This window comes from Streptomyces sp. NPDC048248 (assembly GCF_043201875.1).
In the GTDB taxonomy this organism is placed as follows: domain Bacteria; phylum Actinomycetota; class Actinomycetes; order Streptomycetales; family Streptomycetaceae; genus Streptomyces.
This window is the reverse complement of the sequence record NZ_JBICZL010000034.1, coordinates 31,322-43,014: the sequence shown is the minus strand read 5'-3', so window position 1 is coordinate 43,014 and position 11,693 is coordinate 31,322. Positions and strand designations below refer to the sequence as shown.

At 71.3% G+C, this 11,693-nt stretch carries 8 protein-coding genes; 2 read left to right on the top strand and 6 right to left on the bottom strand.

The window, feature by feature from the left end; genetic code table 11:
• Window positions 1–464 precede the first annotated feature (464 nt).
• Window positions 465–1,472 carry a stage II sporulation protein M gene (locus tag ACGFZW_RS37505; RefSeq protein ID WP_393897821.1) on the bottom strand — a complete coding sequence of 336 codons (1,008 nt, stop codon included), beginning with the start codon at window positions 1,470–1,472 and terminating at the stop codon, window positions 465–467.
• 110 nt (window positions 1,473–1,582) lie between these two features.
• Between ACGFZW_RS37505 and ACGFZW_RS37500 the strand changes: the two genes are divergently transcribed.
• Window positions 1,583–2,746 carry an RDD family protein gene (locus ACGFZW_RS37500; protein ID WP_393897820.1) on the top strand — a complete coding sequence of 388 codons (1,164 nt, stop codon included), beginning with the start codon at window positions 1,583–1,585 and terminating at the stop codon, window positions 2,744–2,746.
• Window positions 2,747–3,173: 427 nt separating this feature from the next.
• On the opposite strand, the gene ACGFZW_RS37495 is transcribed toward ACGFZW_RS37500, so the two are convergent.
• Both ACGFZW_RS37495 and ahcY read right to left on the bottom strand, forming a co-directional pair.
• The gene (locus ACGFZW_RS37495) at window positions 3,174–3,788 is read right to left on the bottom strand and encodes a hypothetical protein (protein WP_393897819.1); all 615 of its coding nucleotides are present in this window, start codon (window positions 3,786–3,788) and stop codon (window positions 3,174–3,176) included.
• 94 nt (window positions 3,789–3,882) lie between these two features.
• Window positions 3,883–5,340 (bottom strand): adenosylhomocysteinase, encoded by a 1,458-nt coding sequence (gene ahcY / locus ACGFZW_RS37490; protein ID WP_393897818.1) that lies wholly within the window; start codon window positions 5,338–5,340, stop codon window positions 3,883–3,885.
• A gap of 476 nt (window positions 5,341–5,816) precedes the next feature.
• Here ahcY and ACGFZW_RS37485 point away from each other — a divergent pair, with 476 nt between their 5' ends.
• The gene (locus ACGFZW_RS37485; protein ID WP_393897822.1) at window positions 5,817–7,925 is read left to right on the top strand and encodes a fructose-specific PTS transporter subunit EIIC; all 2,109 of its coding nucleotides are present in this window, start codon (window positions 5,817–5,819) and stop codon (window positions 7,923–7,925) included.
• Window positions 7,926–8,041: 116 nt separating this feature from the next.
• On the opposite strand, the gene ACGFZW_RS37480 is transcribed toward ACGFZW_RS37485, so the two are convergent.
• From ACGFZW_RS37480 to ACGFZW_RS37470, 3 genes are all read right to left on the bottom strand, one after another.
• Window positions 8,042–9,001: a cation diffusion facilitator family transporter gene (locus ACGFZW_RS37480; protein WP_393897817.1), complete on the bottom strand. Its 960-nt coding sequence runs from the start codon at window positions 8,999–9,001 to the stop codon at window positions 8,042–8,044.
• 179 nt (window positions 9,002–9,180) lie between these two features.
• The gene (gene manA / locus ACGFZW_RS37475) at window positions 9,181–10,401 is read right to left on the bottom strand and encodes a mannose-6-phosphate isomerase, class I (protein WP_393897816.1); all 1,221 of its coding nucleotides are present in this window, start codon (window positions 10,399–10,401) and stop codon (window positions 9,181–9,183) included.
• 138 nt (window positions 10,402–10,539) lie between these two features.
• Window positions 10,540–11,676, bottom strand: coding sequence for an SIS domain-containing protein (locus tag ACGFZW_RS37470; protein WP_393897815.1), 1,137 nt, complete (start codon window positions 11,674–11,676; stop codon window positions 10,540–10,542).
• Between the last annotated feature and the right edge of the window lie 17 nt (window positions 11,677–11,693).

Genomic DNA, 11,693 nt, shown 5'->3' with positions numbered 1-11,693 from the left:
ACTCTATCAGATCCTCGCGGTCCTGATTTTCGCCGGTGCGATTCGGCCTTTCGGCTTCTTCGCGTTTCCAACCTTACCAGATCCGTTTCCGTCTCTGGCCCCTTGTTGGAGCGGGGTTGGCCTTCTTGCTTTCGCTTTCCGGCCTTTCCGACTCTATCAGATCCAGTCCGTTCCGTTTCCGGTCCGAATTTGCATCCGATTCCCCGTCGGAGGGGATTGCCTTTCGGCTGTTTCCGACTTTATCAGAAAGGATTCGGTCGAATTAATCGACCGGCGCTTCCGGTAAGTGGTCGGTATGCCCCGCCGAATAGACATCCAGGCCGGGGCGTTGGAGAGACTAACCCTTGCGCGGGGACCTGTCCAGATCCCCTGCAACCGTTCGAATCTACCTCCCCACGAGCCCTGTGTCAACGGGTTACCTGGGGAGATGAGGAGATTAGCAGGTCAGCGGGGTCGGATGCACATCAGGCGGCGGTGGGCACCAGGGCCTCGCGGTCGCTCGGGCTGACGTCGCCCGTCTCACCTGCACGAACTGCTCGGCCGCCCAGTACGTAGACGTACAGGAGGAAGGCCAGTTCGGCGGCGACGCCGATGCCGATGCGGGCCCAGGTGGGCAGGCCTGAGGGGGTGACGAAGCCTTCGATGACGCCGCAGACGAAGAGGACCGCGGCGAGGCCGATGGCGACGCCCAGGGCTGCCCGGCCCTCCTCCGCCAGGGCCGTGCGGCGGGTGCGCGGGCCCGGGTCGACGAGGGTCCAGCCCAGGCGCAGGCCGATGCCCGCCGCGACGAAGACGGCGGTCAGTTCGAGCAGGCCGTGGGGAAGGATCAGGCCGAGGAAGGTGTCCAGGCGGCCTGCGGAGGACATGAGGCCGATGCCTGCGCCGAGGTTGAGCATGTTCTGGAAGAGGACCCATAGGACCGGGACGCCGGCGAACGCGCCCAGGACGAGGCAGAGCGCGACGGCCTGGGCGTTGTTCGTCCATACCTGGGCGGCGAAGGACGCGGCGGGGTGGCTGGAGTAATAGGACTCGTACTCGCCGCCGGGGCGCGTCATCTCGCGGAGTTCCTGCGGGGCGCCGATGGCTGCCTGGACCTCGGGGTGTGTGGCGATCCACCAGCCCATGACCGCGGCGACCGCGAGGGACAGGATCGCGGTGGGTATCCACCAGCGGCGCAGGCGATAGACGGCGGCGGGGAAGGCGGTGGTGAAGAAGCGTGCGGTGTCTCGCCATGACGCCTTGCGGGCGCCGGTCACCGCGCTGCGGGCACGGGCCACGAGCGACGTGAGTCTGCCGGTCAGGGCGGGGTCGGGGGCGCTGGAGAGGAGGAGGGAGAGGTGGGTCGTGGCGCGTTGGTAGAGGAGCACCAGTTCGTCGGCCTCGGCGCCGGTGAGCCGACGCTTGCGGTGCAGCAGCGCTTCGAGCCGGTCCCATTCCGCGCGGTGGGCCGTAACGAAGACATCGAGGTCCATACGGTGTCGCTCCTCGCAGCGCCGTCGGGTGGGTGAGGGTCAGCTTGGCAGACTGGCCGGGTCCGGCACGGGGTGGGCGGGCTTCGGGGAGCGAGAGGGAGTGGGATCGGGTGAGCGAACTCGTCACGGGTGAAGCGGTGGTGCTGGGACTTCGGCCGGCAAGGCTGCCGAGTCGGGGACTGGCTGTGGCGGTGGATCTGGCCGTCGCCTGGGGGCTGTACATCGGGGTGTCGATGCTGCTGGTGAGCGCGACGTCGTCGATGGACACGGCCGCGGTGGCGGCGGTGTCGGTGGCGACCTTTGTGCTGGTCCAGGTCGGGATACCGATCGTGATCGAGACGCTGAGCCGCGGTCGTTCGCTGGGGAAGCTGATGTGCGGGCTGCGGGTCGTGCGGGAGGACGGTGGTCCGATCCGGTTCCGGCACGCGCTGGTGCGAGGGGCGATGGGGGCCATCGAGATCGTGCTGACGATGGGGGTGGTGGCTTCGGTCGCCTCGCTGGTTTCGGCCCGGGGCCGGCGGATCGGGGATGTGTTCGCCGGAACGCTGGTCATACGGGAGCGGATCCCGGCAGCGGAGGCCCGGTCGGCGTGGCCGCCTCTGCCGCCCTGGTTGATGGCCGAGGTCGGGGTTCTGGATCTGTCGCGGGTGCCGGACGGGTGGTGGCTGGCGGTACGGCAGTACCTGATGCGGATGGGGCAGCTGGATCCGCAGGCCGGCGGGGCGATGGCGGGCCGGTTGGTCGAGGACCTACGCGGGTTCACGGGGGCTCCGGGGCCGCAGGGCGTGCACCCGGCGGCGCATCTGGCCGCGGTGGTGGCCGAGCGGCAGGCGCGGGAGTCGAAGCGGGCGTTCGGGGCGCTGAGGGCCGGCGGGGGGCCGGTGGCAGCTGTCGAGGGCGATTCGGTGGGTGCCGGGCTCGGGGCTGCCGCGCCGCCTCAGGCTGAGATGAAGGAACCACCGGCTTACGGGGGTTCGGTGGTCGCGAGCGTGTCCGCGCGTGCGTCGGCGGGCAGTGTGGGGGGTGCGCCTCACGGTGGGTGGTCCGCACCTGGGGGTGGGCCGGGGGCGGGCGATGTGTCGGAGCCCGCGGTTTCGCCTGGGTCGTATGGGACGCCGGTCCCGTATGGGATGCCTGCATCCCATGAGACCTCTGTGCCGCATGGCATGCCTGTGCTGCGTGGGGCGGAGCCGGTCGACGAGGCTCGACGTGAGGGTCGGGACGGTGACGGTCCGGGTGAGGCGCGGTCTACGGGGTTCGCTCCGCCGGTGTAGTCCACGGCTGTTCGGAGCGGGCGACGCGCGGGCGTGAGGCGGGCGTACGGGAGCCCGGGCGCGAGGCATGTCGGACGCGATTTCCCGTTTGGCGTCTCGGCCCTCAGGGACAACCGGGCTGCGGTCATCGAGCGTCGTTGTCCCCTCCGGTGGAGTGCCGGAGGGGAGACCTCGGCCGTGGAGGGGTCGGCCCCTGGGTGAGGGGCCGAGGTGGAGGTGCAGGTCGGTTGCCGGACATGACGCGTCCCGTAGGGCGTTCGGTCACGGGTGGGAGATGCGGCGGCAGCCGTTCGGCCGACTGTTGATCATCTCGTGATGGGCGCAGCGCCCTGTCCCTACAGCCGGAACCGTGCCCACATCCGGATGGCGGTCGTGCCGGAAGTGACCAGCCGTTCTGGCGGCCCGCCGCGCCGGGTCGGCGGGCCCGTCAGGGGAACGTCGACGGTGGGGTTTCGAGGGATTCGAGTTCGATGCCGGGGGCGGCGAGGACGACGTCGCCGGCGATGTGGACGGCGTGCTGTTCGCCGGTTTCCAGGTCGTTGACCTGGTATTCGTCGGCGATCAGGGGGGCGTTGTCAGTGGCGTGTGGTGTGCTCTTCAGCAAGGCCCAGGACTGGTCGAGGGTGCGGGGGGCGAGCACGGGGGGTGTGAAGGCCACGAGACGGGTGCGGACGGCTCCGGCGCCGGGGGCGGGGCGCAGCAGGCGTGCGGTGGCGATGAGGAACGCGGGGGACGCGCCGGTGAAGGCGTGGGCGGCGACGTTGCCTTCGGTGGCGTGTTCGCCGGTCGGGTCGGTACGTACCCAGGTCACGCCCTCCAGGGCGGCGCCTCGTACCTGCCAGGCGGAGGCGTGGAGTTCCAGGCGGATGGGGCGGCCGAGCTCGTCGAGGGTGAGGTCGACGGAGCCGGCGTGATCGCCGGACGGGGTGACGATCTGCGAGACATAACGCCAGCCGGAGGGGCCGGTGGCGCAGTGGAAGTGTTCTTCACCGAGGGGGGTGTGATCGTGCGGGTCGTGCAGGGAGTAGTGGCCGCGGGGCATGGAGGTCCTTCGGGCGGGCCGGTGCGGGGGCCCTCATGGGCCAGGCCCCCGCCGCGAGCGGCGAGGGCCTGGGTGCACCGGCTGCTGGTGGTGATCAGTAGCGGTAGTGGTCGGACTTGTACGGGCCCTCGACCTGGACGCCGATGTAGGCGGCCTGCTCCGGGCGCAGCTCGGTGAGCTTGACGCCGAGGGCGTCGAGGTGGAGGCGGGCGACCTTCTCGTCGAGGTGCTTGGGGAGCACGTAGACGTCGGTCGGGTATTCCTCCGGCTTGGTGAACAGCTCGATCTGGGCCAGCGTCTGGTCCGCGAAGGAGTTGGACATCACGAAGGACGGGTGACCGGTGGCGTTGCCCAGGTTGAGCAGACGGCCCTCGGACAGCACGATCAGGACCTTGCCGTCCGGGTGGGTCCAGGTGTGGACCTGGGGCTTGACCTCGTCCTTGACGATGCCGTCGATCTTGGCGAAGCCGGCCATGTCGATCTCGTTGTCGAAGTGACCGATGTTGCCGACGATGGCCTGGTGCTTCATCCGCGCCATGTGCTCGGCGAGGATGATGTCCTTGTTGCCGGTGGTGGTGACGAAGATGTCGGCGGTCTCGACGACGTCCTCGAGGGTGGTGACCTGGTAGCCGTCCATCGCCGCCTGCAGCGCGCAGATCGGGTCGATCTCGGTGATGATCACCCGGGCGCCCTGGCCGCGCAGCGACTCCGCGCAGCCCTTGCCGACATCGCCGTAGCCGCAGACCACGGCGGTCTTGCCGCCGATGAGGACGTCGGTGGCACGGTTGATGCCGTCGATCAGGGAGTGGCGGCAGCCGTACTTGTTGTCGAACTTCGACTTGGTCACGGCGTCGTTCACGTTGATCGCCGGGAAGAGCAGCTCACCGTCGCGGTGCATCTCGTAGAGACGGTGCACGCCGGTCGTGGTCTCCTCGGTCACGCCGCGGATCTCGGAGGCGAGGCGGGTCCACTTCTGCGGGGCCTCACCCAGCGTGCGGTGGAGCAGCTCCAGGATGGCGCGGTGCTCCTCGCTCTCGGCGGTCTCGACCGCCGGGACCTTGCCGGCCTTCTCGTACTCGACGCCCTTGTGGACCAGCAGGGTGGCGTCACCGCCGTCGTCGAGGATCATGTTCGGGCCGCCGGTGGGCGAGTTCGGCCACGTCAGGGCCTGCTCGGTGCACCACCAGTACTCCTCCAGGCTCTCGCCCTTCCAGGCGAAGACCGGGACGCCCTGCGGCGCGTCCGGCGTGCCGTTGGGGCCCACCGCGATGGCCGCGGCGGCGTGGTCCTGGGTGGAGAAGATGTTGCAGGAGGCCCAACGGACCTCGGCGCCCAGGGCGACCAGGGTCTCGATCAGTACGGCGGTCTGCACGGTCATGTGCAGCGAGCCGGTGACCCGGGCGCCGGCCAGCGGCTGCGCCGCGGCGTACTCCTTGCGGATCGACATCAGGCCGGGCATCTCGTGCTCGGCGAGGTTGATCTCCTTGCGGCCGAAGGCGGCGAGGGAGAGGTCGGCGACCTTGAAGTCCTGGCCGTTGGCTGCTGTCGTCATGCGGGCTGCTCCTCGAGGGTCGAGGTGGATATTCCGGGCTGGGCAGTCTGCGGCGCGGGCAGCAGCGTACGCGGAAGCGGACGCACCTCTCCCCTGGCCGCAGCGCAGTCCGTCCAGGCCCTCTCTCCCTCGGCCGGTCCGCGGTGCGGGCCGACCGACCGCCATCAGCAGCGACGTCTGGCACTGGTCACGAATCTACACCGATCGGCCCAGCGACCGCAGTCCGCATCGGCAGTTCGTGCGGGCGGGAGACGGTGCGGGGCGGGCCCACGGCTGTGCGCTGGGCTGTTCCGGCGCTCGGGCGGAGGTGGCCTTCGGCACTTTGCTCATCCTGCTACGTGTTGCAGGATGCCTGGAGCGCGAGGGCACCTGCACGACCTCGCGCGTACGTTCGTTAGGAGAACCACGTGACCACGAGTCCAGCTGATGCCCCCGAGGGCGCGGGGAAGGGCGGGCAGGGGCTGAAGCTGCTCGCCGTGACCGCATGCCCGACCGGCATCGCCCACACGTACATGGCCGCGGAGAAGCTCACCCAGGCCGCCGCCGCCCTCGGCCACGAGATCAAAGTGGAGACCCAAGGGTCGATCGGGGCTGAGAACCTCCTGTCTGACAACGATGTCAAGGACGCGGACGGGATCATCATCGCCGCGGACAAGGACGTCGACCGCACGCGCTTCGCCGGCAAGAAGGTCCTGGCGGTCGGGGTCGCCGAAGGCATCCGCCACCCGGAGCAGCTGATCGAGCGGGTGCAGAGCGCGCCGGTCCAGGGCGGCGACGGGGGCGCGGGCACCGCGGGGACGCCCGCGGGCGCCCCCGGTGGCGGCAAGGAGCGGAGCGTGGCGTACAAGGCGCTGATGAACGGGGTCAGCTACATGATCCCGTTCGTCGTGGTCGGCGGTCTGCTGATCGCGATATCGCTGGCGCTCGGCGGCCACACCAATCCCGAGGGTGGTCTGGTCATCCCCGACGGGTCGTTCTGGAAGCACGTCAACGACGTCGGCACCATCGGCTTCCAGCTCATGGTGCCGATCCTGTCCGGCTATATCGCGTATGCGATCGGGGACCGGCCCGCGCTGGTTCCCGGCATGATCGGCGGCTGGATCGCCAACACCGGCTCGCTGTACGACTCCAAGGCGGGCGCGGGCTTCATCGGCGCCATCGTCACGGGCTTCCTGGCCGGCTATCTGGTGCTGTGGATCAAGAAGGTCAAGGTCCCGAAGTTCGTCCAGCCGATCATGCCGATCATCGTGATCCCGATCGTGGCGACGACGGTGCTCGGGCTGTTCTTCATCTACGTCATCGGCAAGCCGATCTCCTGGGTGTTCACACATCTGACGGACCTGCTCGGCGGGATGACCGGGTCCAGCGCGATCCTGCTCGGCGCGATCCTCGGCCTGATGATCGCCTTCGACATGGGCGGACCGGTCAACAAGACCGCGTTCCTCTTCGGCGCCGGGCTGATCGCCTCCGGCAACCAGACGGTCATGGGCATGTGCGCCGCAGCGATCCCGGTGATGCCGCTCGGCCAGGGTCTGGCGACTCTGCTGCGTCGGCGGCTGTACTCCGAGCAGGAGCGCGAGACGGGCATGGCGGCACTGTTCATGGGGCTTTTCGGGATCTCCGAGGGCGCGATCCCGTTCGCCGCGGCGCGGCCTGCCCAGGTCATCCCGGCGAACATGCTCGGTGGCGCGGTGGCCGGTGCCCTCGCGGGCATGGGCGGGGTGACGGACGCGGTGCCGCACGGCGGCCCGATCGTGGCCGTGCTGGGCGCGGTGGGCGGCTGGCCGACGTTCTTCCTCGCCGTCGTCATCGGTTCGGTGGTCACGGCGCTCGCCACGGTGACGCTGGTGGACCTCTCGGAGCGCAGGAAGTCCGGTACGGCGGCGATGTCGCCGCTCGCGGAGCCGGCGCTTGCCGGGGTCGGAGCGGGTGGCGCGGGCTCCGTGGCGGGCCCGGGCGTGGGTGCGGGTGCAACCGGTCGCACGGCTGACTCGGCCGCTCCGAGCGGGGATGCGGGCCGTACGGCCACGGCCACGGTGACGGCTGCCGCCACCGCCGTGGAGGACACGGCAGCGGACGGGGCCGCCCCCGCCACCGCCGACACCAACACCGCCTCCGCGGCGGCCCCCGAAGTTCTCTCCGGTTATCTCACCGAGCGGACCGTCAAGAAGCAGCTCGTCTCCGACGAGAAGGAGGCGGCCATCCGGGAGATGGCCGAGCTGGCGGCCGGCACCGGCAAGGTCGCGGATGTCGAGGAGCTGGTCCGGGTGGCACTGGCCCGAGAGGCGCAGGGCACCACCGGGCTCGGCGAGGAGATCGCCATCCCGCACGCCAAGACGGACGCGGTGACCGCGCCGGTCGTCGGCTTCGCACGGTCCGCTGCGGGCATCGACTGGGACTCCCTCGACGGCACGCGGGCCAAGCTGGTCTTCATGATCTCGGTGCCGGAGGCGGCAGCAGGTGACGAGCACCTGCGGATCCTCGCGCTGCTGTCGCGGAAGCTGATGGACCCGGACTTCCGGGCCCGGCTGCAGAGCGCCCCGGACACCGCCGCGATCCTGGGCGTGCTCGGCGAGATCGAGTGACCGGACCGCCGGCCCCCTCGCGAGGGAGCCGGTGGCACGGCGGACGAAGGGCCCCCGCACCGGGTCGGTGCGGGGGCCCTTCGTGCGGACCGTGTCCGGGCGATGAAGCGGGCGGCTCAGTGCCCGCCGGGTGTCTTCTCCGGGTCGGCGCCCACGGCGGCCGCTTCCTCGCGGTAGATGTCGGGCTCCAGGTAGATGACGCGGGCGATCGGCACCGCCTCGCGGATACGGACCTCCGCCGCGTTGATCGCGTCGGCGATCTGGGTGGCCGTACCGTCGTGCTGCACCGCGATCTTGGCGGCGACCAGCAGTTCCTCGGGGCCGAGGTGCAGGGTGCGCATGTGGATGACGCGGGTGACGACCTCGCCGTCGACGACGGCGGCACGGATCTGGGCGACCTGCTCGGGGCCCGCGGCCTCGCCCAGCAGCAGCGACTTGGTCTCGGCGGCCAGGACCAGGGCGATCAGCACGAGCAGCACACCGATGCACATGGTGCCGATGCCGTCCCAGATGCCGTCACCGGTGGCGAGCGTCAGCCCGACGCCGCCCAGGGCGAGCACCAGGCCGACCAGCGCGCCGAAGTCCTCCAGCAGCACGACCGGCAGCTCGGGGGCCTTGGCGCGGCGGACGAACTGCGACCAGGTCTGCTTGCCGCGCAGTTCGTTGGACTCCTTGATGGCCGTACGGAAGGAGAAGCTCTCGGCGATGATCGCGAAGACCAGGACGCCGACCGGCCAGAACCAGTTGTCCAGCTCGTGCGGGTCGTGGATCTTCTCGTAGCCCTCGTAGAGCGCGAAGACGCCGCCGATCGTGAACAGCACGATGGAGACCAGGAAGCCGTAGATGTACCGCTCGCGGCCGTAGCCGAAGGGGTGCTCCGCGGTCGCCGCGCGCTTGGCCTTCTTGCCGCCGAGCAGCAGCAGGCCCTGGTTTCCGGAGTCCGCGATGGAGTGCACGCCTTCGGCCAGCATCGAGGACGAGCCGCTGAAGGCGAAGGCCACGAACTTCGCTACGGCGATGGCCAGGTTGGCGGCCAGCGCCGCGACGATCGCCTTTGTCCCGCCTGATGCGCTCATGAGTGCCGCATGTCCCTTCCGTCGACGGGGCTCTCCGCTTTACCGCCCCTTTAATGCTGTGCGGCGGTCATTGTTGCAGCCCGGCCGACGGCCGACGCCACGAGGCCACCTTCCGGCCCACGGCCCGCGCACCGCCGTGGCGCGGAAATCGGCCGGTTCCGGGCGGCTGCGGCGTCCGGCTAGGCGACGACGGTGGCGCGGAAGAGCGTGCCCTCGCCCGAGAGCGAGACGTACTCGCCGGCCGGGACGAACGCGGACTCACCGGGCGTGAGGGTCAGCTCGTCGGAGCCGCCGTTGCCTGCGGCCGAGCCGACACGGGTCACCAGCCGGATCGTGCCCTGTGTGCAGAGCAGGATCTGCGGCGTACGGGCGTCCAGCGGGTGGGGCGCGGCGCCGGGGGCGACGACGAAGCGGGAGAGCCGGAACTCGTCGATGGGGGTTTCGTAGATCTCCTCGCCGTTGACCGCCTCGGGGCGCAGTACGCCCGCGTCGCCGGCCTCGAAGCGGACCACCCGCAGGAGTTCGGGGACGTCGACGTGCTTGGGGGTGAGGCCGCAGCGCAGCACGTTGTCGGAGTTGGCCATCAGCTCGACGCCGAGGCCGCTGAGGTAGGCGTGCGGGAGGCCGGCGCCGAGGAAGAGCGCCTCCCCCGGCTGCAGCCGGACGTGGTTGAGGAGCATGGCGGCGATCACGCCGGGGTCGCCCGGGTAGTGGTGGGCGGTGGCGGCGTAGGCGGCGTAGTCGGCGGCGTGCGGGCCGTCCCCGGCGCCCAGCCGCTCGGCCTCCACCGCGGCGCGCTCGACGGTCTCGGCCATCGCGTCGTGCTCGGCGGTCAGCAGGGCGGTGAGGACCTCGCGCAGGGCGCTCTCCTCGGGGCTGGCGCGCAGGATGTCGACGTACGGCTTGAGGGTGTCGACGCCCAGGCCCTCCAGCAGGTCGGCGGCCTGCGCGGGGTGGCGGAAGCCGCAGAGCCCCTCGAACGGGGTCAGCGCGCAGATCAGCTCGGGCTTGTGGTTGGCGTCCTTGTAGTTGCGGTGTGCGGCGTCGATCGGGACGCCGCGCCGCTGCTCGTCGGCGAAGCCCTCCTTGGCCTGGGCCAGGTCGGGGTGGACCTGGAGGGAGAGCGGCGAGCCGGCCGCGAGCAGTTTGAGCAGGAAGGGCAGCCGTGGGCCGAAGGCGCGGACCGCGTCGGCGCCCAACTCGGCCTCGGGGTCGGCGTCGATCGCCTCGGCCAGCGGGACGGGGCCCGCACCGCGGTCGATGCGGGACGGCGCTCCGGGGTGGGCGCCCATCCACATCTCGGCCTGCGGTTCGCCGGTCGGCTCGACGCCGAGGAGCTCGGGGATGGCGGTGGTCGATCCCCAGGCATAGGGGCGCACGGTGTTGGCGAGGCGGTCCATGGGGCTGCTTCCTGGTGTCGTACGTGTTCTATCGGGTGGTCCTGCGGCCCCGCGCGGGGTGTCCCCGGGGCGGGGTGCCGCGGGCAGGGCGAGTTCGGCACCGCGCCCTGGCCGTGCCGGGGACCGGCCCCTCCATGATCACTCGGTGTCGGCGAGCGCGAGGTAAACGGCGGCGAAATCCGTGATGGCGAGCAGCTCCGTGGCGGTCTCCAGATCGTCGCCGCCTTCCGGTTGGAGGGCGCTGACGGCGGTGTCGCACTGGTCGGCGAGTTCCACGGCGGCGCGCGTGGCGGACAGCGGGCCCGGCTCCCGCTCGCGCAGCAGCAGGACCCTGGCGTGCAGGGCCGCGGGCTGCTCGACGCGGTCACGGAAGAAGTCGTCCGGGTCGGCGCCCGCGGCGAGGGCGCCGGCCAACAGGGGGCGGTGGGTGCTGAGCGCCTCGGGGAGTTCGGCGGCCATCGCGGGGCGGCCGGCCAGTCCGGTGAGCACGGTGGCGAAGTGCCGGCCGACGGCTCCGGCGACGCTGCCTTCCGTCCAGATGAGCGGCAGGGCGTCGGCGAGTTCGGCGGCGAGGGTCTTGGCGGGGTTGGTGTACGTGGCGATGGCCGGGCCGCAGCGCTCGGAGAGCTGGTCGAGGCGGTCGGCGAGCTTGTTCAGGTCGTCGGGCGGCGCGTGGAGCAGCCCGATCCGGTCGGCGAGCGCGAGCAGCGGGATGAGCACCGACCACAGGGTGCCCGGGGCGGCCGGTGGCGCGCCCTCGACGTCGAACTCGGCGTCGTACGGCGTGGTGGCCAGCGGCACGACGAGGCCGCGGGCCTGGACGACGGCGTCGGCGAGCGGGCCGCCGGCCGGGGTGACGGCGACGACGGCGCAGCCGCGGCGGTAGGCCTGCTCGACCAGCTCGGCGAGGCCGGGGTCGGAGCCGTCGGGTCCGGCGAGCAGCAGGAGGTCGAGCGGTCCGGTCCAGCCGGGCAGGGTCCAGCGCAGGGCGCCGGGCCGCGGGGCGACGCCGGTGGGCCGGATGAGGGTGACCGGGCAGCTGCCGCCGCCGAGCGCCTCCAGGAGGTCGGCGACGCAGGAGGTGGCCGGGCCGGGTCCTGCGACGAGGAGGGCGCGGGGCCGTCCGTCGGGTGTCAGTTCCGGGATGCCTGCATCGGCGGCACTGCGGGCGGCGGTACGGACCCGGGCGCCGGATTCGGCGACCCCGCGCAGCAGTCCGTAGCGGTCGGCGGCGGCCAGCGCCTCCGGAGTGTCGAGGAGTGACTCGTCGAGCATGGTGTGCGCGGCCTCCG